Here is a 23,324-nt window from a genome sequence, read left to right as displayed (position 1 = left end):
AATCATGGCCGATGGGGCTGAGCGCCGCCTGAGAAGCCGTCAGAGGTAGCGCGCTGCGAGCCGGGCGGCCCGGGCGCCGTACTGGCCGCCGAAGAGACAGGCGTGCACGAGCAGCGGGAACAGCTGGTGGAGGGCGACCCGCTCCTCCCAGCCGTCGGCGAGGGGGGCGATCTCCTGGTAGGCGGCGAGCACCTGGCTCAGCTGCGGCAGCCCGAAGAGTGCGAGCATGGCGAGGTCGACCTCGCGGTGACCGCCGTACGCGGCGGGGTCGACGACGTACACCCGGCCGTCCTGACCCCACAGCACGTTGCCGTTCCACAGGTCGCCGTGCAGGCGGGCGGGGGGCTCGTCGGGGACGAGGTCGGCGACCCGGGCGACGGCCTTCTCGATCGTCTCGGCGTCGGCGTCGGCGACGAGGCCGCGGTCGCGGGCGACCTTGAGGTACGGCGCGATCCGCCGCTCGGCGTAGAACTCGGCCCACGTGTCGAGCGGGCGGTTGCGGAGCGGGAGCCGGCCGATGAACCCGTCGTCGGGGGCGCCGTACGTCGACGCGCCGGCGGCATGGGTCCGGGCGAGCGCGCGACCGAAGTCGTTCGCGGCGTCCGCGCCGGGGCGGCCGGACTCGACCCAGCCGAGGATCAGGCAGTCGGAGTCGACGCCGAGCACGTCGGGTGTCGCGGCGCCGCCCTCGACCTCGGCCAGCCAGCGCAGGCCGGCCGCCTCGGCGGCGAAGAAGCCGGGGGGCGCCTGCGTCAGCGACTTGAGGAAGGCGGTGCGGCCGTTGCTGAGGCGGAGCTTGACCGCGCTGCAGATGTCACCGCCGGCGACCGGCGCGGTGGCGATGACCGCGGCGTCGAGCAGCTGTTCCGCACGCGAGGCGATCACCGGCTGTCGTGCCACCGGTCATCACCTCCTCGGTCGTCGGTCCTGCTCGTCAGCCCTGTCCCTTGAGCGCCCGAGGAATCTCCTTGCCCTGGGCGATCGCCTTCTCCGGCGCCTTCACGCGCTTCAGCTTCTTGATACCGAGCAGCACCAAGATCACCGCGAGCAGCACGTAGAAGCCGGTCACGATCAGGAACGCCCAGTGCAGGTCGAGGCCCTGGCCGTTCCAGTTGATGAAGTAGGCGATCGCCACCGAGCCGAGGATCACCGCCAGCAGCAGGAGGAACGCCGCGGCGAGCAGGAACACGGTCCCGATCCCGCCCGCGGTGACGCTGACCTTGAGCTCTGCCTTGGCGAGCTCGATCTCCTTCCGCACCAGCGTGGAGAGGTCGGTCTGCGCGTCCCTGATCAGGCGCCCGATCGTGGGCTCCTCCTGGAGCGGTTCAACGGCCATGCTCCGACCCTAGCGAAGATGGTTGCAGCGGTGGATCCCTTGCCACCCTCCGGCTAGTCCCCGGCCGGGTCCTCGAAGACCTGACGCAGCACCGGGGCGTCGTCCGGGTGCCCCAGGATCAGGGCCTCGTCGCCGGACTGCAGCGCGGTGTCGCCGCCGACCGGGACCAGCCGGCCGCCGCGCACGACGAAGCTCACCCACGATCCCTCCGGCATCGCGTCGAGCTCGGCGATCGTCCGGCCGTCGGCGAGCGCGCCGGGCCGGACCGTCAGGCGCAGCACGCCGTTGGGCTCGTCGCGGAGCCGGACGCCGAGGGTCCACGGCTCGGGCTCGACCTCGCGCATGGGGATCTGCAGCCAGCGCGCGACGAGCGGCACCAGGCTCGCCTGCACCAGGACCGAGAACAGCACGACCACCACGACGATCCCGTAGAGCCGCTGGGCGTCGGCGACGCCCGAGACCAGCAGGAAGTTGCCGAGCAGGATCGGCACGGCCCCCTTGAGGCCGGCGAAGACCACGAACCGCTTCTCCCGCCCGTTCAGGCCCGACCGCGCCAGCAGCGGGCCCACCACGAGCGGCCGCACCACGAAGGCGAGCACGGCGCCGACCAGGACCCCGGGCACCCAGACATCGGGCTCGACCAGGTCGCCGATCCTGACGGTCAGCCCCAGCATCACGAACGCCACGATCTCGGCGAGGCTGGAGAGCCCGGAGTGGAAGTGCTCGACCTCGCGCTTGTACGGCGCGCGTGCGTCGCCGATGACGATGCCGGCGACGAAGACGGCGAGGAAGCCCGAACCGTGCGCCACCGCGGCCACGCCGTACAGCGCGAACGCGCCGGCCAGCGTCCGCAGCGGGTACATCCCCTCGCCGGGGAGCGGCACGTGCCGCATCGACCACAGCAGCAGCCGGCCCCCGAGCACGCCGACCGCCGTGCCGACCACGAGCTGCAGGCCGAACTCGCCGGCGACACGGCCGGCGACGTCGAGCGAGATCGCCCCCGCCGCGATCAGGCTGGCCATCAGCGCGATCCCGACGGGGTCGTTGGCGCCGGACTCCCCCTCGAGGATCGTCCCGCTGCGCCCGGAGATCTCGCGCTGTCCCAGCACCGAGAACACCACGGCCGGGTCCGTGGGTGCCACGGCCGTCGCCACCAGCAGCGCTGGGAACCAGTCGACGCCCACCCCGTAGTGCACGACCGCCGCGACTCCCGCGGTGGTCAGGAAGGTGCCGAGGACGCCGACGACGCCGATCGGGACCGCGGACGTCCGGAAGCTGCGCCAGCCGATGCCCATGCCGCCGTCGAAGAGGATGAGCACCAGGGCGACGGACACCAGCCGCTCCACCGACGTCTCGGACGGCGTGTGGATCTCCGGCACGACCGCCAGGGCGATCGCCGCGGCAGCCAGCACCAGCAGCGGCGCCGGGACGCGCAGCCGTACGGCGATCCGGGTCGCCAGCACCGCGGCGAGGCCGACGCTGCTGACCACCAGGACCAGCCAGCCGAAGTCGATCGCGTCACTCATGAGGCTCCTGGGGCTCGACCGACGGCAAGGACGTTGCCGACCAGACTTCCCGGCGCTCCGGGACGAACCCTATCGCCGAGCCGCCGCGTCGGCCCATCCCCGTCCACGCACCACGCCGAGTCGGCTCAAGCTTGAGCCGACTCGGCGTGGTGGACGGGGGTTTCGGGCCGACCGGGAGGTCAGTCCTCGCCGGCGCCCTTGTCGATGCCCTCGGAGATCAGCTCCATGACCGAGGAGTCGGCGAGAGTGGTGACGTCGCCGACCTCGCGGTGCTCGGCGACGTCACGGAGCAGGCGCCGCATGATCTTGCCGGAGCGGGTCTTGGGCAGCTCGGGGACGATCATGATCTGCCGCGGAGTGGCGATCGGGCCGATCTCCTTGCGGACGTGCTGGCGCAGCTCCTGGACGATCTCGGGGCCACCGTCGCCGGCCTCCTCGCGCAGGATGACGAACGCGCAGACGGCCTGGCCGGTGTCCTCGTCCTTGGCGCCGACGACCGCGGCCTCGGCGACCTTCGGGTGCGAGACCAGGGCGGACTCGATCTCGGTGGTCGAGAGCCGGTGGCCGGAGACGTTCATCACGTCGTCGACCCGGCCCAGCACCCAGACGTCCCCGTCGCTGTCCTTCTTGGCCCCGTCGCCCGCGAAGTAGTAGCCCTGCTTCTTGAACCGGCTCCAGTACGTGTCGACGTAGCGGTCGTCGTCGCCCCAGATCGTGCGGAGCATGGACGGCCACGGCGACGTGACGACGAGGTAGCCGCCCGAGCCGTTGGGGACCGAGTTGCCCTCGTCGTCGACGACGTCGGTGGTGATACCGGGGATCGCCTTCATCGCCGAGCCGGGCTTGCCGTGCGTCACGCCCGGCAGCGGGCTGATCATGATCGAGCCGGTCTCGGTCTGCCACCAGGTGTCGACGACCGGAGTGCGGTCGCCGCCGATGACGTGGCGGTACCAGACGTAGGCCTCGGGGTTGATGGGCTCGCCCACCGAGCCGAGGATCCGCAGCGACGACATGTCGGAGCGGTCCGGGATCTCGTGGCCCTGCTTCATGAACGACCGGATGGCCGTGGGCGCGGTGTAGAAGATCGTCACGCCGTACTTCTCGATGATCTGCCACCACCGGCCGCGCTCGGGGGTGTCCGGCGTGCCCTCGTAGAGCACCTGCGTCACGCCGTTGGCCAGCGGCCCGTAGACGATGTAGGAGTGCCCCGTCACCCAGCCGATGTCGGCGGAGCACCAGTAGACGTCGGTGTCGGGCTTGAGGTCGAAGACCCCCCAGTGCGTGTAGGAGCAGCCCACCAGGTAGCCGCCGGTGGTGTGCAGGATGCCCTTCGGCTTGCCCGTCGTGCCGGAGGTGTACATGACGTAGAGCGGGTGCTCGGCGTCGAACGCCTCGGGCGTGTGCTCCTCCGACGCGGAGTCGACGACGTCGTGCCACCAGACGTCGACGTCGTCGTCCCACGCGACGTCCTGACCGGTCCGGCGCACGACCAGGACCTTCCGGACCACGTCGGTCTTCGTGCGCGCCTCGTCGACCGCCGGCTTCAGCGCGGACGCGCTGCCGCGCCGGTAGCCGCCGTCGGAGGTGATCACGACCTTGGCCTGGCAGTCGTCGAGCCGCGAGGCCAGCGCGTCGGCGGAGAACCCCCCGAACACCACCGTGTGCGGAGCGCCGATCCGCGCGCAGGCCAGCATCGCGACGATCGCCTCGGGGATCATCGGCATGTAGATCGCGACCCGGTCGCCGGTCTCCACCCCGAGCTCGGTCAGGGCGTTGGCGGCCTTGGAGACCTCGCGCTGCAGGTCGGCGTACGTGAGGTCGCGGGTGTCGCCCTCCGGCTCGCCGACCCAGTGGATCGCCACCTTGTCGCCCTTGCCGGCCTCGACATGACGGTCGACGCAGTTGTACGCCGCGTTGAGCTTGCCGCCGGTGAACCACTTGGCGAACGGCGCGTTGTCCCAGTCGAGGACGCGGTCCCACTTGGTGTCCCAGGTCAGGCGCTCGGCCTGCTCGGCCCAGAACGCCTCCCGGTCCTTCTCCGCGGCGTCGTACGCCTCGGCTGTCAGGTTGGCGTTGCTCGCCAGGTCGGCGGGCGGCTCGAACCGGCGGTCCTCCTTGAGGAGGTTCTCCAGGGTTTCGGCGGTGTCACTCACGGATGGTTCTCTCCTGGGTCGGCGGCGGGGTGGCTCAACTCACACTAGGCAGGCGGCCCAGTGTGCCCACAAGGGGTTGCGGGAGGGTTGCGCGATCACTCCCGTGCGCCGACGGGCAGCAGCGGCCGCTTGAACGTGAAGGACGTGACGCCGGCGAAGGACGTGTACCAGGCCGCGACGGCGGTCAGGAAGCCGAGCCAGCCGCCCAGCTTGGTGAGCCCGTCGGAGGTGTTGAAGTCGGCGAGCGCCAGCACGACGAACGTGATCGTCAGCAGGGCGAACACCGCCAGCACCGCCATGCTCACCCGGGTCGCGGCGACGGTCATGTACGCCGTGAAGATGCCCCAGGCGAGCAGGTAGATGCCGACGCCCTTGCCGACGTCGCCCGCAGGGATGCCGTATCCGGAGAGGTGGGCGGTGAGCCACCAGAAGGACAGCCAGAAGGCGCCGTAGGAGCTGAACGCGGTGGCGCCGAAGGTGTTGCCCTTCGTGAACTCCCACATGCCGGCGAGCAGCTGCGCGAGGCCGCCGTAGCCGAGAGCGAGGCCGAACACGACCGGCTCCACGGTGTCCGGGACCCAGCCGGCGTTCACGGCGCTGAGGACGAAGGTGGTGAGGGCGAAGGCGGCCAGGCCGAGCGGCGCCGGGTCTGCGATCGCCGTGCCGAACGTGGCCCGCGTGGCGGGGGCGGTCTCGTCAGTCTGTCGAGTGGTCATGACCCAACGCTGGCAGCCCTGTGACCGCGCTCACAGGTGCCGGCACCGAGCCTTCGCCGTACGGCGCCCGGGCTGCGACGAGGTGCGCGGCCGGCTGCGACGAACGGCCGGTTCCGCGCGACGAACGGCGGCCTCCCGTGAGGACGTGAGGAGCAATTGACGACTCGGAGACCCTCGGTGGCGGCCGGGCGAAACGTCGTTCTCGCACGCTCCTGCCATGACCCAGACCAGCATCACCCCCACGACCACGGCCGCAGCGACGACCCGGCGGGGTCGCTGGATCGCCGACTGGAGACCCGAGGACACCGAGTTCTGGGAGGAGACCGGAGCGCCGATCGCCCGCCGCAACCTGCTGTGGTCGGTCTTCGCCGAGCACCTCGGCTTCTCGGTCTGGCTGATCTGGTCGGTGTCCTCGGCCTTCCTCGCCGCCCAGGGTTTCGCGTTCACCCCCGAGCAGCTGTTCTTCCTCGTCGCGATCCCCAACCTGGTCGGCTCGCTGATCCGGATCCCCTACACCCTCGCGGTCGGCAAGTTCGGCGGTCGCAACTGGACGATGATCAGTGCGTCCATGCTGCTGGTGCCGACGCTGCTGTTCGCCTACGCGGTCACCAACCCGGCGACGCCGTACTGGGCGTTCTGCCTGATCGCCGCGACCGCCGGGCTCGGCGGCGGCAACTTCGCCTCGTCGATGGCGAACATCAACTTCTTCTACCCCGCGCGGCTCAAGGGCTCGGCGCTCGGCCTCAACGCCGCGGGCGGCAACCTCGGCGTCTCGATCATCCAGTTCCTGTTGCCGGTCATCGTCGGCGGCGCGGGCATCTTCGGCCTGGTCAAGGCGAGCGCGGGTGGGATCCACCTCGAGCGAGCCGCCTTCGTCTACGCCGGCCTCGCCGTGTGCGCCGTGCTCGCCGCGTTCCTCTTCATGGACAACCTCGAGGGCGCCAAGACCGACACCCGCTCCCAGCTCGCCGTGGTCCGGCACCGGCACACGTGGGTGATGTCGTTCCTCTACATCGGCACCTTCGGGTCGTTCATCGGCTACTCGGCCGCGATGCCGCTGCTGATCAAGCTCAACTTCTGGCGGCAGCCGGTCCCGCAGGTGCCCGGCATCGGCATCAACTTCGCCTTCTACGCCTTCCTCGGCGCCCTGGTCGGCTCGCTGGCCCGGCCGCTCGGCGGCTACCTCGCGGACCGGGTCGGCGGCGCCAAGGTGACGGTCGCGGCGTTCGCCGGGATGGTGCTGGGGACCCTGGGCATCGTCTGGACCCTGGGTCAGCTGACGTCGTTCCCGCCGCCGCCGAGCGCCGACGCGCTGCAGGCCATCGCCGCCGACCCCGGCTCCTTCACCTACCCGGCCGCCGTGCAGAACGCGGTGGACGCGAACTCGTCGTGGTTCCCGGTGTTCCTCGGGATCTTCATGTTCATCTTCTTCTGCACCGGCATCGGCAACGGGTCGACGTACAAGATGATCCCGGCCATCTTCCGGAAGGACGCCACGCGGGACACCGCCGAGGGCACGCCGGAGCGTGAGCTCGCCCTGATCGAGGGCAACAAGCTCTCCTCGGCCGCGGTCGGCATCATCGGTGCGGTGGGCGCCATCGGGGGCTTCCTGATCCCGATCTCGTTCAACAGCCCCTGGGTCACCGATCCGCTGGCGTCGACCAAGGCGGCGTTCTGGGCCTTCACCGCCTTCTACGTGGTGTGCGGCACCGTCGCGTGGGCCGTCTACCTGAGGAAGCGTTCGGCCGACACGGGCTACGTCGGGGTCTGATGACTCCCGAGACGGAAGCGGTGCGCACGCACTGCCCCTACTGCAGCCTCCAGTGCGGCATGTCCCTGCAGAAGCAGGGGCGTGCTGCGCTAGAGGTGCAGCCGTGGCCGGACTTCCCGGTGAACGAGGGCGCGCTGTGCCGGAAGGGCTGGACCGCCGTGGGCCTGCGCGGCAGCCGGGAACGGCTGACCACGCCGCTCGTCAAGGACCGCGTGACCGGTGAGCTGCGCGCCGCCGGCTGGGACGAGGCGCTCGACCTCGTCGCCGGTCGGGTCCGCGACCTCCAGGCCGCGCACGGCAAGGACGCGATCGCGGTCTTCGGCGGCGGGGGGCTGACCAACGAGAAGGCCTACCAGCTCGGCAAGTTCGCGCGCGTGGCGCTCGGGACCTCGCAGATCGACTACAACGGCCGCTGGTGCATGAGCTCGGCGGCGTCGGCAGGCAACCAGGCGTTCGGCGTCGACCGCGGTCTCCCGTTCCCCCTCGCGGACGTCGAGCACGCCGACGTCGTCGTGCTGGTGGGCTCCAATCTGGCCGAGACGATACCGCCGGCCGCGCGGCACCTGGACCGGCTCCGCGAGCGCGGCGGCAGGCTCGTGGTCATCGACCCGCGGCGCACGCTCACGGCCGAGCGGGCCGACCTGTTCCTGCAGCCGGTGCCCGGCACCGACCTCGCCCTCGCCCTCGGCATCCTGCACCTGCTCGACGCGCAGGGGGCCGTCGACGAGGAGTACGTCGCCGCCCGGACGACCGGCTGGGCGGACGTACGCCGATCGGTGGCGTCCTGGTGGCCGGAGCGCGTGGAGCGCACGACCGGCGTCGCCGCCGACGACCTGCGAGAGCTGGCCGGCCTGCTCGCCGGCGCGGAGCGGGCGGTCGTGCTGACGGCCCGCGGTGCCGAGCAGCACGCCCAGGGCACCGCGACCGTGCTGTCGTGGATCAACGTGGCGCTGGCCCTCGGCATGCCGGGCAAGCGGTTCGCCGGCTACGGCTGCCTCACCGGCCAGGGCAACGGCCAGGGCGGCCGTGAGCACGGGCAGAAGGCCGACCAGCTGCCGGGCTACCGGATGATCGACGACCCCGCGGCCCGCGACCACGTGGCGGCCGTCTGGGGCGTCGACCCCGCATCCCTGCCGGGCAGGGGGCGTTCGGCGTACGAGCTGCTCGAGAGCCTCGGCACCGACGACGGAGCGAAGGCGCTCCTCGTCCTCGGCTCCAACATCGTCGTGTCCGCGCCGAACGCCGTCCGCGTCACCGAGTGGCTGGAGGCACTCGACCTGCTCGTCGTCTGCGACATCGTGATGTCCGAGACCGCGGCCCTCGCCGACGTCGTGCTGCCGGTCACCCAGTGGGCCGAGGAGACCGGCACCATGACCAACCTGGAGGGGCGGGTGATCCTGCGCCAGCAGGCCGCGGCGCCGCCCGCCGGCGTGCGCAGCGACCTCGACGTGATCGCCGGCCTGGCCGAGCGGCTCGGTTCGCCGATCCCGTTCTCGACCGAGCCGGAGGAGATCTTCGCCGAGCTCGGCCGGGCCTCGGCCGGCGGGAAGGCCGACTACGCAGGCATCAGCTACGACCGGATCCGCGCGGAGCAGGGCGTGTTCTGGCCCTGCCCGGCCCCCTCGCACCCCGGGACGCCGCGGCTGTTCGCCGACGCCTTCGCGACGCCGGACGGCCGCGCCCGCTTCCTCGCCCAGGAGTTCGCGGGTGCCGCGGAACAGCCGGACCGGGCCTACCCCGTGCACCTCACCACCGGCCGGGTCCTCGCGCAGTACCAGTCCGGCGCCCAGACCCGGCGGATCAGGGACCTCCCCGACACCGGCCCGTTCGTCGAGATGCACCCCATGCTCGCCGCGCGGGTCGGCGCCCGCGACGGCGAGCCCGTGCTCGTCCGCACCCGCCGCGGCGAGATGAAGGCACCCGCGCGGGTCGTCGACACGATCCGCCCGGACACGGTGTTCGTGCCGTTCCACTGGGTCGGCGCGAACCGGCTCACCAACGACGCCCTCGACCCCTCGAGCCGGATGCCGGAGTTCAAGGTCTGCGCTGCCTCGGTCACGTCGTGAGGGTGTGAGGAACTGTTGACACCGGGGTGCAGGCCGGGGATCGCGACGCGAAACCTCCGCGCCGTTTCGTTGTGGACATGAGCTCCGGGGCCACCGACACCGCGCGCCGACGACTGGTCGTCGTCGGCTCCGGCATGGCGGCCACCCGGCTCGTCGAGGAGCTGGTGGCGGCCGGCACCGACCTCCGGATCACCGTGCTCGGCGACGAGCCGGCGCCGCCGTACAACCGGATCCTGCTCTCCGCCGTGCTCGAGGGAACCCACCGCCCGGAGGCGATCACGCTCCGCTCCGCGGAGTGGTACGCCGACCACGGGATCGACCTGCGGCTCGGCGCCCGGGTCCTCGAGATCGAGCGCGAACTCAAGGACGTCATGCTCGTGGACGGCACCATCGTCGAGTACGACGCCCTGGTGCTCGCCACCGGCAGCATCCCCACGCTGCCGCCGATCCGCGGCCTGGTCCGGATGGACGGCTCGCTGCACGAGGCGGTGCACGCGTTCCGCTCGCTCGCCGACTGCGAGCGGCTCCGCGACGCGGCCTCGTCGGCCGGCGCACGAAGGGCCGTCGTCGTCGGCGGCGGGCTGCTGGGGCTCCAGGTGGCCCGGGCGCTCGGCGTGCGGGGCATCGAGACCGAGATCGTCGAGGGTGGCGAGCACCTGCTGCACCAGCAGCTCGGGAGCACCGCCGGCAGGATCCTCGCCCGCGACCTCGAGCGCCTCGGCGTCTCGGTCTACACCGGCGTCCGCGCGGTCCGCCTCGAGGACGCGCCCGCGGGAACGGGCCTCCGGCTGGACAACGGCGTCACGCTCGACACCGACCTGGTCGTGCTGGCCGCGGGCGGCCGGCCGTCGACCGCGCTCGCGCGCCGGGCGGGCCTGGAGGTACGGCGCGGGGTGGTCGTGGACGACCGGCTCGCGAGCGTCTCCGACCCCGACGTCTTCGGCATCGGCGACTGCGTCGAGCACGAGGGCCGCACCACCGGCTTCGTGCCGCCCGCCTGGGAGCAGGCGGCCGTGCTCGCGGGGGTGCTGACCGGCCGGCCGGTGAAGTACGACGGCAGCCGGATCGTCGCGCGGCTCCGCGCCACCGATCTCGACGTCGCGGTCCTCGGTGACCCCGAGCACGAGGCGCGCGTCGGCGGTGACGTGGTCGAGATGTCCAACCCCGTGCGCGGGTCGCACCGCAAGCTCGTCGTACGCGACGGACGGATCGTCGCCGGCGCCCTCGTCGGCGACCTCAGCCGGGTTGGCCTGATCACCCAGCACTACGACCGGCAGACCGTGCTCGGGCCGACCGAGCCGGGCGAGCTGCTGCTCGCGGAGCGCTCGGCCCGGCCCGTGCAGCTCCCGGACGACGCCGAGGTCTGCACCTGCGCCGGTGTCACCGCCGGGGCGATCCGGGCCTGCTCCTCCCTCGAGCAGGCTCGCGACACCACGCGCGCGACGACCGGCTGCGGAGGCTGTGCCGCGGCCGTTCGCCAGCTCCTCCTCGCAACCCCCGCCACGACAGGAGTCCCGCAATGACCGCGCACGTCCGCAAGCAGCTCGTCGTGGTCGGCCACGGCATGGTCGGCCACCGGTTCGTGGAGTCCGCCGTCTCGCGCGGCCTCACCGAGACCTACGACATCACCGTGATCGGCGAGGAGCCGCGGCCGGCGTACGACCGGGTCGCGCTGACCTCCTTCTTCGAGGTCGGCGCGCAGGCGCTGAGCCTCCTGCCCTCCGGTCAGTACGCCGACCCGCGGGTCACGCTCCGCCTGGGGACCGAGGTCGTCGCGATCTCGCCGCGGCACCGGATCGTGACGCTCTCGACGGGCGAGGACCTGCACTACGACGAGCTGGTGCTCGCCACCGGCGCCGCGCCGTTCGTGCCGCCGGTGCCGGGCCGGGACCTCGCGAACGTCTTCGTCTACCGCACCATCGAGGACCTCGAGGCGATCCGGGAGGCGGTGACGAAGGGGACGAGGGGGCGCAAGGCCAGGGTCGGAGCGGTCATCGGCGGCGGCCTGCTCGGCCTCGAGGCGGCGAACGCCCTGCACCAGCTGGGCGTCGAGACCCACGTCGTCGAGCTCGCGCCGCGGCTGATGGCCGTGCAGATCGACGACCTGGGCGGGCGCACGCTCAACCGGCACATCGACAAGCTCGGGCTCACCGTGCACACCGGGGCCATGACCCAGTCGATCCTCGGTGACGCCCGGGGTCGCGTCGAGAAGCTCGCCCTCAAGGACCGCAACCCGCTCGACGTCGACATCGTGGTCTTCTCCGCGGGCATCCGGCCGCGGGACGCGCTGGCCCGCACGGCCGGCCTCGACGTGGCCGAGCGGGGCGGCGTGCTCGTCGACGGCGCGCTGCGCTCCTCCGACGCGCACATCTCCGCGATCGGCGAGTGCGCCGCGGTGCAGGGCCGGATGTACGGCCTGGTCGCCCCCGGCTACGACATGGCCGAGGTCGTCGTCGACCGGCTGCTCGGCGGCGACGGCTCCTTCACCGGCGCCGACATGTCGACGAAGCTCAAGCTGCTCGGCGTCGACGTCGCCTCCTTCGGCGACGCGCACGGCGAGACCGAGGGCGCGCTGGAGCTGACCTACCAGGACGCCGTCTCCGGGGTCTACAAGAAGCTGGTCATCAGCGAGGACGGCAAGCGGCTCCTGGGTGGGGTCCTCGTCGGCGACGCCGAGGCCTACGGGATCCTCCGGCCGATGGTGAGCTCCGGGATGGAGCTCCCGGAGAACCCCGAGGAGCTGATCCTCCCGGCCTCGCGCGGCGGCCTCGCCATGGACATGCCCGACGAGATGCAGGTCTGCTCCTGCAACGACGTCACGAAGGCCGAGATCGAGGCCGCGGCGGCCGACGGCACGACGACGCGGGCGGGCTCGACGTGCGGGTCGTGCAAGACGGTGGTCAAGAGGATCGTCGAGGACTACTTCGCCCGGCAGGGCGTGGTCGTCGACAGGTCGCTCTGCGAGCACTTCGCGATGACGCGGGCCGAGCTGTTCGACGTGGTCTTCATCCACGGCTACACCAGGTTCGACGACATCATCGAGGCGCACGGCACCGGGCGCGGCTGCGACATCTGCAAGCCCACGGTGGCCTCGATCCTGGCCAGCCTGCTCAACCACCACGTGCTCGAGAGCACCAACCGCACGCTGCAGGACACCAACGACGCCTATCTCGCCAACATCCAGAAGAACGGCACCTACTCCGTCGTCCCGCGGATCCCCGGCGGCGAGATCACGCCCGACCGGCTGATCGTGATCGGCGAGGTCGCCCGCGACTTCGGCCTCTACACGAAGATCACCGGCGGCCAGCGGATCGACATGTTCGGTGCGCGGATGGAGGACCTGCCGGCGATCTGGAAGCGGCTCGTCGACGCCGGCTTCGAGTCCGGCCACGCCTACGGCAAGGCGCTGCGGACGGTGAAGTCGTGCGTCGGCTCGACCTGGTGCCGCTACGGCGTGCAGGACTCCGTCGGGCTCGCGATCGAGCTGGAGCTGCGCTACCGCGGGCTGCGCTCGCCGCACAAGCTCAAGGGCGGCGTCTCCGGCTGCGCCCGCGAGTGCGCGGAGGCGCGGTCCAAGGACTTCGGCGTCATCGCCACCGAGAAGGGCTGGAACCTCTACGTCTGCGGCAACGGCGGCGCGATCCCCGCGCACGCGCAGCTGCTCGCGGGCGACCTGAGCAAGGACGAGCTGATCCGCTACCTCGACCGGTTCCTCATGTACTACATCCGTACCGCCGACCGGCTGCAGCGGACGTCGTACTGGATGGACTCGATCGACGGCGGCCTCGACCGCATCCGCGAGGTCGTCGTCGACGACGCGCTCGGCCTCGGCTCCGAGCTCGAGGCGGCGATGGCGACGCACGTGGAGTCCTACTTCGACGAGTGGCGCGCCACGGTCGAGGACCCCGAGAAGCTCGCACGGTTCGTGTCCTTCGTGAACGCGCCCGGCACGCCCGACCCCAGCATCACCTTCCGCGAGGAGCGCGGCCAGATCCAGGCCGCGACCACCGACGGTCCGGTGAGCCTCGGCTCGACGATCCCGGTCGGGGCCGGCCGGTGAGCGCGGACGTCTGCCGGCTCGACCAGATCGACCGCGAGGGCGGGGTCGCCGCCCTCGTCGACGGGGAGGCGGTGGCGGTGTTCCGGACCCACGACGACGCCGTCTACGCGCTCTCCAACTACGATCCGTTCTCGAACGCGTCGGTGCTGTCCCGCGGCATCGTGGGGACCAGGACCCTCGACGACGAGGAGGTGCCCTTCGTGGCGAGCCCGATGCACAAGCAGGCCTTCGACCTGCGGACCGGCCGGTGCCTCGACGACGCGGCGACGGCCGTGGCGACGTACGACGTCCGCGTGGCCGGCGGCGTCGTCACCATCGGGGCCAAGAGGGAGCCGGACCGCCTCGGATGACCACGTTGGGTGACCAGCCGCTCGCCGGGTTCCGGGTCGGGGTGACGGCCGCACGCCGCGCGGAGGAGCAGATCGCGCTGCTGGAGCGGCGCGGGGCCGAGGTCGTGCACGCGCCGGCACTCTCGGTCGACCCGAACCGGATCGACGAGGACGACCTGCGCGCCGCGACCGAGGCCCTCATCGGGCAGCCGGTCGACATCTTCCTCGCCACCACCGGTATCGGCATGAAGTCCTGGTTCGCCGCCGCCGAGCGCTGGGGACTGCTCGACCCGCTGCTCGAGACGCTGGGTCGCGCCGAGATCCTCGCGCGCGGCCCGAAGAGTGTCGGCGCCCTGCGCAGCCACGGCCTCCGCGAGCTGTGGGCGCCGGAGTCCGAGGAGTTCGAGGACGTCCTCTCCCACCTGCGCGGGCGGAACCTCACCGGCCGGCGGATCGTCGTCCAGGAGCACGGCCAGTCGCTGTCCATGGCCGCCCACGCCCTGCGCCGGCTGGGCGCCGAGGTCACGACCGTCACCGTCTACCGGGTGGTCGCGGCCGACGACGTCGAGCCGATGTTCCGGCTGGTCGAGGAGGTCGCCGCCCGGCGGGTGCAGGCCGTCACCTTCACCGCCGCGCCCGCGGTCGCCGCCCTGATGGAGGCCGCGGTCTCCACCGGCCGGCGCGACGACGTGATCACCGCCTTTCAGGCCGACGTCGTCGCCTCGTGCGTCGGTCCCGTCACCGCCGCCGCCTTCGAGCGCTGGGGCGTGCCGTCGATCTGGCCGGAGCGCTCCCGCCTCGCCGCGATGGTCAAGCAGCTCGAGGTCGAGCTGCCCTCGCGCGCCGCCGGCACCACCCTCGAGGTCGCCGGCCACACGCTGCTCCTGCACGGCGACGACGTGCTCCTCGACGGCGTCGAGGTGCGGCTCTCGCCCGCGCCGTACGCCGTCCTCCAGGCGCTGCTGGTCAACCCCGGCAACGTCGTCTCCCGCCGCGACCTGCTCGCCGCCCTCCCCTCCGGGACCGCCGGCTCCGAGCACGCCGTCGAGATGGCCGTCGCCCGCCTCCGCGCCGCCCTCGGCACCCGCTGCATCCAGACGGTCGTCAAGCGCGGCTACCGGCTGGCCGTGACCGTCGAACCCTGACTTCGAGCACGTCGAACCTTCACTTTGAGCACGTCGAACTCTCACTTCGAGCAGGTCGAACCGTCAGTTTGTGCTGAGCCGAACTGAAGGCTCGACCTGCCCGAACTGAGGGTTCGACCTGCTCGAAGTGAGGGTTCGACCTCAACCTCGCGGGACTTCGAGCGCCTCGGGGGTGTGCAGCCGCACGAGGAACCGCCGGGCGTGGGCGGGACGGCGACCGGTGGTGAGCAGCGAGACGCCGACCATCACGACGAACGCGAGCGGGATGCTCCAGGCGGCGGGCTCGGCGAGCAGGGCACCGGCCCAGCCGGACGGGGTGCTGCCGACGACGGTGATCACGGCGGCACCGAACGAGCCCAGCCCGCCGACGGCGAGCCCGGCGACGGCGCCGACGTCGGTCAGCCCGTGCCACCAGATCCCGAGCACGAGCAGCGGGCAGAACGTCGATGCCGCGACCGCGAACGCCAGCGTCACCGACTCCGCGATGCCCTCGTCCGGCACCAGCAGCGAGACGCCGACCGGCGCGACGACCGCGGCGACCGCCGACAGCCGGAACGGCGTGACTCCCGAGGCGACGGTGTCGGGCAGTCGCCGGCCCAGGAGCGGCGCGACCACGTCCTGCGTGAGCACCCCGGACACCGCGATCGCGAGCCCGGACGCCGTCGACAGGAACGCCGCGAACGCGCCGGCGGTCACCAGCCCGGTCAGCACGTCGCCCGCTGCGCCGGGCAGCACCAGCCGCGGGAGGTCCAGGACCAGCACGTCGGAGCGCCCGTGCGCGGCGAGGTCGTCGCCGTACACCCGCCCGAGACCCGCGTACACCGGCGGCCACACGTAGAACAGCCCGAGCAGCCCGAGCACGGCCAGCGTCGTCCGGCGCGCGGCCCGGCCGTCCGGGTTGGTGTAGAAGCGGACCACCACGTGCGGCAGTCCCATCGTCCCGAGGAACGTCGCGAGGATCAGCGAGTACGTCGTGTAGAGGCCGATCGCGCCGCCGCCGCTGACCGGCACCGACCAGCCGTCGTACGACGACGCGGCGCCGGGCCGTCCGTCGCCCCACCAGACCCCGAGCAGCACCATCGCGGGGACGAGGATCGCCGTGAGCTTGAGCCAGTACTGGAAGGCCTGCACGAACGTGATCGAGCGCATCCCGCCGGCCGCGACGCTGAGCAGCACGACCGAGCCGACGATCACCGGGCCGGCCCACGGCGGCGCGCCGATCGACGCCTCGAGGGTGATGCCGGCGCCCTCGAACTGAGGGATCAGGTAGAGCCAGCCGACGCCGACCACCAGCAGCGAGCACGCGGTGCGGACCGTCGTCGAGTCCAGCCGCGCCTGCGCGAAGTCGGGCAGCGTGTAGGCGCCGGAGCGGCGCAGCGGCGCGGCGACGAGGACCAGCAGGACGAGGTAGCCGGCGGTCCAGCCGACCGGGTACCACAGCATGTCCGCGCCGCCCACGAGCAGCAGCCCGGCGACGCCGAGGAAGGAGGCGGCGGAGAGGTACTCCCCGCCGATCGCCGACGCGTTCAGCCGCGGGTGCACGCTGCGGGACGCGACGAAGAAGTCGCTGGTCGTGCGCGAGACCCGCAGCCCCAGCGTGCCGATCGCCAGCGTCACCGCAGTGACCAGCACGACGGCGACGATGCCGGGCAGGGCATCGGCGCTCATGCGCCGGCCTCGTCCTCGGGCCCGTCCTCGTCCGCGGCACCGTGCACGAGGTCGGCGAAGTCGCGCTCGTTGCGCTCGGCCTGCCGGACATAGCGCCAGCCGAGGAGCAGCAGGAACGGGTAGACCGCGCCGCCCAGCAGCACCCACGCAAGCGGAAGCCCGGCCAGCTCGACGTCGCTCAGCCCGGGCACCAGGTGGAACAGCAGCGGGAGCGCGACGATCGTGACGGCGACGACCGCGAGCACGCGTACGGCGAGGCCGAGCTGCGCGCGGAGCAGCGAGCTCAGGTAGACGCCGCCGAGCGGGGTCTGCTCGTGCACGTCGCCCAGCCGGCTGCGCGGCCTCCCGGCGAGCTGCCGCGAGGGGCCGGTGACCCGGACCCGCGGTGGCGGCTCCTCGCTCACGACGGCATCCCTAGCCGCCTCGCGCACGACGGACGAGCACGTCGCGGAGCTCGCGCGTGTGCCGCCGGCTCACCGGCAGCTCGGTGTCGCCGACGACGACCGAGCATCGACCGGCCTCGGTGCGGACCTCGGTGACGTGCGGGAGCGCGACCAGCAGCGAGCGGTGGATCCGGTGGAACCCGGCGCCGGCCCACTCCTCCTCCAACGTGGAGAGCGGCACCCGGAGCAGGTAGGACTCGTCGTCGGCGAGGTGCAGCCGGGCGTAGTCGCCCTGCGCCTCGACGTACCGGATGTCGCCGCGGTCGACGAACCGGGTGACGCCGCCGCGCTCGACCGGGATCTGGGTGTCCTCCGGCACCGGCCGGTCGCTGTCGCTGACCACGCGGCGCACCGCCTCGGCGAGCCGCTCCGCGCGGACCGGCTTGAGCACGTAGTCCACCGCGTGCAGGTCGAACGCCTCGACCGCGTGCTGCTCGTGCGCGGTGACGAACACGACCGGCGGCGGCTCCTTGAACCGGCCGAGCACCTCGGCCAGCTCGAGACCGCTCAGGCCCGGCATCTGGATGTCGAGGAACACGCAGTCGACGTCGTGCTCGCGCAGGATCCGCAGCCCCTCGGTCGCGGAGTCGCAGCCGACCACCTCGTCGATCCTGCTGTCGGCCCGCAGCAGGAAGGTCAGCTCGTCGAGCGCCGGTCGCTCGTCGTCGACCACGAGCACCCGCAGCCCGGTCACGAGCCCGCTCCCGCGGTGACGCCGGGAGCGAACTTCGGGACGCGGACGATCACCTTGGTCCCGGCTCCCGGTGCGGTCTCCACGACGAGACCGTAGTCGTCACCGAACGTCGTGCGGAGGCGCGCGTCCACGTTGCCGAGGCCGACCGAGTCCAGCTCGGCGTCCCCCGCCAGCGCTCGGCGCACCTTCTCCGGGTCCTCACCCGCGCCGTCGTCCTCGACCTCGACGACGCACTCGTGGCCACGGTCGTGCGCGACGATCCGCAGGTGGCCGACGTCCCGGTCGGGGCCGGCGCCCTCGAGGCCGTGCCGTACGGCGTTCTCGACGAGCGGCTGGATGCAGAGGAACGGTACGACGACCGGCAGCACCTCCGGAGCGATGTTCAAGGTGACCTGGAGCCGGTCACCGAACCGTGCCTGCTCGAGCAGCAGGTACCGCTCGATCGAGCGGAGCTCCTCGGCCAGCGTCGTGAACTCGCCGTGCCGGCGGAAGGAGTAACGGGTGAAGTCGGCGAACTCCAGCAGCAGCTCACGCGCCCGGTCCGGGTCCGTGCGCACGAAGCTCGCGATGGCGCCGAGGGAGTTGTAGACGAAGTGCGGGCTGATCTGTGCCCGCAGTGCCCGGACCTCGGCCTCCATCAGCCGGTTGCGGCTGGCGTCGAGCTCCGCGAGCTCCAGCTGGGCCGACACCCACTTGGCGACCTCGTCGGTCGCCCGCACCAGCCCTGCCGTCAGGGTCGGGGCGAACGCCTGGACGGTGCCGACCACGCGGTCGTCGACGACCAGCGGGCTCACCACCCCGGTGCGCACCGGGCAGCCGCCGGTCGGGCAGCCGAGCTGGCCGCGGTCGATCGTGCGGGTGCTGCCGCGCTCGATCGCGAGCAGCGCCACGACCGTGGCCTGGTCGCGGTGGTGCGCACCGTCGCCGTCCCAGGCGAGCACCGAGGCGGTGTCGGTGAGCGCGAGCGCCGGCGTGCCGAGCAGCGCGCGGAGGTGCCCGATGGCCCGGGCCGCGCTGCTCTCGGTCAGCCCCCCGCGGAGCGCCGGCGACGCCAGCGACGCCTGGTGCAGCGCCCGGAACGCGGCGCGGTCGGCCTCGCTCCCCAGGTGCCGCCGCCGCCAGCCGCGCATGGGCCCATGCTCTCAGCGGAAGTCGATGAGGAGCACGCCGGAGTCGTCGTCGGAGGGCGGGTCGGTGAGCTCACCGAGCCGGACCGGCTGGGTCGGCTCGCCCTCGTAGGGCGCCGGGGTGTCGTCCGTGACGGGCACGGCCGCATCCATCGGGGGCTCCTCGGTCTTCGGCCGGATGCCGACGACGGCGCGGTAGCACCGGACGACGTACGGCACCTGCATGCCGTCCATGCCCCGACCGAAGTCGTCGTAGAACGCGAGCACCTCGCGCAGCTTGGCCTCGCGCTCGTCCGGCGGCAGCGTCGCGACGTTCGAGCGCGAGAGCACCATGTCCTGGATCGACTCGCGGTCGACGACCTGCCACTGCTTGAAGACGGACTCCTCGACGGGGCCGAAGTAGGGAGACGACTCGAGCGCGTCGTCCGGGCCGGCGCCCGACTCCTGGGTGCCGATCAGCCGGCCGAACCGCTTGACCCACGGGATCCGCTCGTCGCGGACGTTCCACACCAGGGACAGCGAGCCGCCCCGCTTGAGCACGCGGGCGATCTCGGGGAGGGCCCTCTCCTTGTCGAACCAGTGGTAGGACTGGCCGGCGATCACGATGTCGAACGACGCGTCGGCCGCCGGAATCTCCTCGGCGCCGGTCTGGGACAGCCGGGTGACGTCGACGCTGCGGGCGAGCCGGTCGAGCATCGCGGGGTCGGGCTCGGTGGCGTGCACGTCGTGGCCGAGCTCGACCAGCGCGCGCGTGAGCTTGCCGGTGCCGGCGCCCAGCTCGAGCACGCTGAGCGGCTGGTCGCCGGTCAGCCAGCGGACGGCCTCGATCGGGTAGCCCGGACGGCCCCGCTCGTAGGCGTCGACCACGCTGCCGAAGCTCAGCGCCGGCTCCGGGCCGGACGCAGCGGAAGGTTCCTGGGTGGTCATCGCGGTCAGGTTAGTTGCTCGCCGGACCGATCGCGCGGAGCCGCGCCCCCGTTTCCGTAGGTGCGTCGGGAGGGAGCAAGGGCCGCTCGTAGGGTGGTGCGGGTGAGCGCGGACCCGTTGGCCTGGCTGTTGTCCCTGGAGGGCGTCCCCTCGGCGTTCGCGGCGGCCCGGGACGGGATCGACGCCGTGCTGCGGGACCGTGGGCTGCGGCGTACGTCGCCCGAGGTGACGGCGGAGTCGCTGCTCCGGGGCGCCCACGCCAGCGCGGTCCTCGAGGGATCGGTGTCCTCGTTGGACGAGGTGCGTGCCGGCGCCGGCGACGAGATCGCGCAGGACGCGGTGCGGGTGTCGACCGAGCTGCTCGGGCTGATGCCCGTCCTGCGGCGTGCGCCCCTGCAGGCCCTGGCGCGCCTGCACGCCGTGGCCGCGGCCGGCGTGCTCCCCCAGGAGCGGCTCGGCCGCCCCCGGGACGGCGAGGCCGCCGCGAAGCTCCGCGCCGTCGGCGAGCTGGTGACCGCGAGCACCGACGCACCCGCGCTCGCGATCGCCTCGCTGGTCCACGCGGAGCTCCTCACCGCCGCGCCGTTCGGCTCGCACAACGGCATCGTCGCTCGCGCCGCCGAGCGCCTGGTCATCGCAGCGAAGGGCGTCGACGAGAAGTCGCTGGTGGTGCCGGAGGCGGCCCACCTGAAGCTCCGGGCGGAGTACGAGTCGAACCTGCGGGGCTTCGAGAAGGGCGGCCAGCCGGGCGTCCACTCCTGGCTCCTGTACGCCGCCGAGGCCTACGCCGCTGCCGCCGAGGCGAGCCCGCTGCTCGACAGGTGACGGGCCGTCCCAACTGGCCCACCGTCCTCCGCTTCACCTTCAAATACAAGCCTTGAAGGTGCCCCTGCAGGGGCGTACAAAGGAGGCAAGAACTCCAGAGACAACACGTGAGCCGGGTACCCACGCGGCGATCCACCCTTCCTAACAGGGCGCTTGTCCACCGGGACACTCCCGGGGCAGCACTAGAGATGCACGCCTGGTAGCCAGCAGCTCACGTGTCAGCGGTGGCATCCGAGAGACTTTCGTGACTCGGGTGCCACCTGCATTTTTCCGAACCTGCGCGGCGCGAGGAACGAGCGCCGCAGAGATCCGTAGGCAGCGCAGCGACACGGGGGCCCTCCTGCGGCCGAACGCATCTGCCGTCGGCAGAACCGGCGATATGTCCGCGCGAAGCGTCGCCGCTGCCACGTACGGTCGGCGCATGCCGGCGCGCTGGAACCTCGCTCCGCTGAGCGGCAGGCCGTTCCGGTGGTTCTTCCTCGGCGAGGTGGTCAACAGCGCGGGGTCGTCGATGTCGGGCGTCGCGCTCGCGTTCGCGGTCCTGGGGATCAGTGACTCGGCATCGGCGCTGGGCTGGGTGCTCGCGGCGTGGACCGTGCCGATGGTCGGGTTCATGCTGCTCGGCGGGGCGGTCTCCGACCGGCTGCCGCGGGCCCTCGTGCTGCGCGGCTGCAACCTGGTGCAGGCGCTCGTGCAGGCGACGACGGCGGTGCTGGTCCTCACCGGCACCGCGCAGATCTGGGAGCTCGCGGTCCTGCAGTTCGTGGCGGGGACGGTGTTCGCGGTGAGCTACCCCGCGTTCCACGGGATGGTGCCCGTGCTCGTGCCGGAGCCGGACCGCAAGGCGGCCTACCTGCTGATGGGCCAGTCCGAGAGCGCGCTCCGGATCATCGGGCCGGCCCTGTCCGGTGTCCTCGTCGCGACCGTGGGCCCGGGCTGGGCACTCGCCGCCGACGCGGCGACGTACGCCGTCGCCGCGGGCTTCCTCACCGCGGTCTCGCTCCCGCTCGGCCTGAGGCCCGATCGGAAGCCGAGCGTCATCGGGGACTTCGCCGCCGGCTGGTCCTTCGCGCGGCACCTCGGCTGGGTGATCCCGGTGGCTTCGTGCTCGCTGGTCTTCAACGCGCTCGTCAGCGGCGCGATCGGCGTGCTCGGGCCCTCGATCGCGGAGGGCACGATCGGCAGCAGCGGCTGGGGCCTCGCGCGGGCCGCCGAGGCACTCGGCATCTTCGTCGCCGCGATGTTCCTCGGTCGCGTGCACATCGGACGGCCGCTGCGCGCGTGCGTCCTCGGCTTCACGTGCACCGGCGCGCCGATGCTCGTGCTCGGCACCTGGGTCGAGACACCCGTCCTCGCGGCGGGGTTCCTGGTCTCCGGGATCGGCCTTGCGGTCCTGAACCTCGCATGGAGCATGACCGTGCAGCAGAAGGTGCCCGAGGAGATGCTGTCGCGGGTGATGTCGATCGACGGGTTCTTCTCGTTCGTCGCAATGCCGATCGGGCAGCTCGCCGCCGGCCCTCTCGCGCTCGCGTTCGGCGCGCGCGACGTCGAGCTCGGCTGCGTCGTGGTGTGCGTGGTCGTCGGGGTGGCCGGTGCCACCCGGCCCGTGATCCGCAACGTCACGCTCGCGCGGACCTCCGGCGGCGAGGCGGCTCTCGCCGACTGAGTCAGGCGGTGCTACGCCGACGTACGCCGACCCACACCGCGGCGCCGACGGCGACGACGCCGCCGACCGCCAGGGCGGCGAGGGTGGGCTTGGCCGGAGGCAGCGGCAGCCTGCTCTGCAGGGCGACCGGCTTCACGAACACCAGGACGGGCCAGTCGCGCTGGGCCGCGACCTTGCGCAGCTCCTTGTCCGGGTTGACGACGTGGGGGTGACCGACGGCCTCGAGCATCGGCAGGTCCGTGATCGAGTCGCTGTAGCCGTAGCAGTCGGCGAGGTCGAGGCCCTTCTCGGCGGCGTAGTCGCGGACGGCGCTCGCCTTCTCCTCGCCGTAGGCGTAGTAGTCGATCTCGCCGGTGTAGCGGCCGTCCACGATCTCCAGCCGGGTCGCGATCACCCGGTCGGCGCCGAGCATCGCGCCGATCGGCTCGACCACCTCGCTGCCGCTCGTGGACACGATCACCACGTCGTTGCCGGCGAGGTGGTGCTCCTCGATCAGCTGCACCGCCTCGTCGTAGACGAGCGGCTCCAGGATGTTGTGCAGCGTCTCGGCGACGATCTCCCGCACGGTGGCGACGTCCCACCCGGCGACGAGCTGCGACATGAACTGGCGCATCTTCTCGACCTGGTCGTGGTCCGCGCCGCCGACCATGAACACGAACTGCGCGTAGGCCGACTTGAGCAGCGCCTGCCGCGAGATCAGCCCGCCGGCCTGGAACGGCTTGCTGAACGCGAGGACGCTCGACTTGGCGATGATCGTCTTGTCGAGGTCGAAGAACGCCGCGCTCCGGCGGGGGGACATGCCAGAATCGTAGGCCGCAGGCGCCACACAACGGGCCAGGAACCCTCCACAGGACGGGGATTCCGTCCGATCG

19 protein-coding genes are annotated in these 23,324 nt (G+C 72.3%); 8 read left to right on the top strand and 11 right to left on the bottom strand.

Annotated features, from left to right (window positions below):
- Positions 1-39: 39 nt before the first annotated feature.
- The 5 genes from ABD709_RS11615 to ABD709_RS11595 all read right to left on the bottom strand — a co-directional run bounded on the left by ABD709_RS11615 (position 40) and on the right by ABD709_RS11595 (position 5,731).
- Complete coding sequence (locus ABD709_RS11615) at positions 40-900, bottom strand: fructosamine kinase family protein (RefSeq protein ID WP_344775499.1); 861 nt, start codon at positions 898-900, stop codon at positions 40-42.
- Between the two features lie 34 nt (positions 901-934).
- Positions 935-1,336 (bottom strand): phage holin family protein, encoded by a 402-nt coding sequence (locus ABD709_RS11610; protein ID WP_344775498.1) that lies wholly within the window; start codon positions 1,334-1,336, stop codon positions 935-937.
- Positions 1,337-1,389: 53 nt separating this feature from the next.
- Positions 1,390-2,862 carry a cation:proton antiporter domain-containing protein gene (locus tag ABD709_RS11605; RefSeq protein WP_344775496.1) on the bottom strand — a complete coding sequence of 491 codons (1,473 nt, stop codon included), beginning with the start codon at positions 2,860-2,862 and terminating at the stop codon, positions 1,390-1,392.
- A gap of 179 nt (positions 2,863-3,041) precedes the next feature.
- Positions 3,042-5,015, bottom strand: a complete 1,974-nt coding sequence (gene acs, locus ABD709_RS11600; RefSeq protein ID WP_344775494.1) for an acetate--CoA ligase — start codon at positions 5,013-5,015, stop codon at positions 3,042-3,044.
- Between the two features lie 95 nt (positions 5,016-5,110).
- On the bottom strand, positions 5,111-5,731 hold the full coding sequence (locus ABD709_RS11595; RefSeq protein ID WP_344775492.1) for an acetate uptake transporter: 621 nt from the start codon (positions 5,729-5,731) through the stop codon (positions 5,111-5,113).
- Between the two features lie 217 nt (positions 5,732-5,948).
- Here ABD709_RS11595 and ABD709_RS11590 point away from each other — a divergent pair, with 217 nt between their 5' ends.
- The 6 genes from ABD709_RS11590 to ABD709_RS11565 all read left to right on the top strand — a co-directional run bounded on the left by ABD709_RS11590 (position 5,949) and on the right by ABD709_RS11565 (position 15,102).
- Positions 5,949-7,502 (top strand): MFS transporter, encoded by a 1,554-nt coding sequence (locus ABD709_RS11590; protein ID WP_344775490.1) that lies wholly within the window; start codon positions 5,949-5,951, stop codon positions 7,500-7,502.
- Positions 7,502-9,568 (top strand): molybdopterin oxidoreductase family protein, encoded by a 2,067-nt coding sequence (locus tag ABD709_RS11585; RefSeq protein WP_344775488.1) that lies wholly within the window; start codon positions 7,502-7,504, stop codon positions 9,566-9,568. The genes ABD709_RS11590 and ABD709_RS11585 overlap by 1 nt, the downstream gene beginning before the upstream one ends.
- Before the next feature lie 77 nt (positions 9,569-9,645).
- On the top strand, positions 9,646-11,091 hold the full coding sequence (locus tag ABD709_RS11580; RefSeq protein WP_344775486.1) for an FAD-dependent oxidoreductase: 1,446 nt from the start codon (positions 9,646-9,648) through the stop codon (positions 11,089-11,091).
- On the top strand, positions 11,088-13,628 hold the full coding sequence (nirB, locus tag ABD709_RS11575) for a nitrite reductase large subunit NirB (protein WP_344775484.1): 2,541 nt from the start codon (positions 11,088-11,090) through the stop codon (positions 13,626-13,628). Before ABD709_RS11580 ends, nirB begins: the two co-directional genes overlap by 4 nt.
- Positions 13,625-13,978 carry a nitrite reductase small subunit NirD gene (gene nirD / locus ABD709_RS11570; protein ID WP_344775483.1) on the top strand — a complete coding sequence of 118 codons (354 nt, stop codon included), beginning with the start codon at positions 13,625-13,627 and terminating at the stop codon, positions 13,976-13,978. Before nirB ends, nirD begins: the two co-directional genes overlap by 4 nt.
- A gap of 5 nt (positions 13,979-13,983) precedes the next feature.
- Positions 13,984-15,102 (top strand): uroporphyrinogen-III synthase, encoded by a 1,119-nt coding sequence (locus tag ABD709_RS11565; RefSeq protein WP_344775481.1) that lies wholly within the window; start codon positions 13,984-13,986, stop codon positions 15,100-15,102.
- Positions 15,103-15,243: 141 nt separating this feature from the next.
- Here ABD709_RS11565 and ABD709_RS11560 read toward each other — a convergent pair whose 3' ends face one another.
- Genes ABD709_RS11560 through ABD709_RS11540 form a run of 5 tightly spaced genes read right to left on the bottom strand, consistent with a single transcriptional unit; the run spans position 15,244 to position 19,961 of the window.
- Positions 15,244-16,770 (bottom strand): sodium/solute symporter, encoded by a 1,527-nt coding sequence (locus ABD709_RS11560; RefSeq protein WP_344775479.1) that lies wholly within the window; start codon positions 16,768-16,770, stop codon positions 15,244-15,246.
- Entirely contained in the window at positions 16,767-17,174 is a 408-nt protein-coding gene (locus tag ABD709_RS11555) for a hypothetical protein (RefSeq protein ID WP_344775478.1), read from the bottom strand. The genes ABD709_RS11560 and ABD709_RS11555 overlap by 4 nt, the downstream gene beginning before the upstream one ends.
- A gap of 10 nt (positions 17,175-17,184) precedes the next feature.
- A complete protein-coding gene (locus ABD709_RS11550; RefSeq protein ID WP_344775476.1) occupies positions 17,185-17,907 on the bottom strand; it encodes a LytR/AlgR family response regulator transcription factor in 723 nt (240 codons plus the stop codon).
- Complete coding sequence (locus tag ABD709_RS11545) at positions 17,904-19,037, bottom strand: sensor histidine kinase (RefSeq protein WP_344775474.1); 1,134 nt, start codon at positions 19,035-19,037, stop codon at positions 17,904-17,906. The genes ABD709_RS11550 and ABD709_RS11545 overlap by 4 nt, the downstream gene beginning before the upstream one ends.
- Before the next feature lie 12 nt (positions 19,038-19,049).
- A complete protein-coding gene (locus tag ABD709_RS11540) occupies positions 19,050-19,961 on the bottom strand; it encodes a class I SAM-dependent methyltransferase (protein ID WP_344775472.1) in 912 nt (303 codons plus the stop codon).
- A gap of 102 nt (positions 19,962-20,063) precedes the next feature.
- Here ABD709_RS11540 and ABD709_RS11535 point away from each other — a divergent pair, with 102 nt between their 5' ends.
- Both ABD709_RS11535 and ABD709_RS11530 read left to right on the top strand, forming a co-directional pair.
- Positions 20,064-20,786 (top strand): Fic family protein, encoded by a 723-nt coding sequence (locus tag ABD709_RS11535; RefSeq protein WP_344775470.1) that lies wholly within the window; start codon positions 20,064-20,066, stop codon positions 20,784-20,786.
- 421 nt (positions 20,787-21,207) lie between these two features.
- On the top strand, positions 21,208-22,452 hold the full coding sequence (locus ABD709_RS11530) for an MFS transporter (RefSeq protein ID WP_344775468.1): 1,245 nt from the start codon (positions 21,208-21,210) through the stop codon (positions 22,450-22,452).
- 1 nt (position 22,453) lies between these two features.
- On the opposite strand, the gene ABD709_RS11525 is transcribed toward ABD709_RS11530, so the two are convergent.
- The gene (locus ABD709_RS11525; RefSeq protein ID WP_344775466.1) at positions 22,454-23,251 is read right to left on the bottom strand and encodes an HAD family hydrolase; all 798 of its coding nucleotides are present in this window, start codon (positions 23,249-23,251) and stop codon (positions 22,454-22,456) included.
- Between the last annotated feature and the right edge of the window lie 73 nt (positions 23,252-23,324).

The sequence above is a fragment of the Nocardioides panacisoli genome (assembly GCF_039537325.1).
GTDB classification, from domain to species: domain Bacteria; phylum Actinomycetota; class Actinomycetes; order Propionibacteriales; family Nocardioidaceae; genus Nocardioides; species Nocardioides panacisoli.
This window is presented reverse-complemented; position numbering and strand designations above follow the sequence as displayed.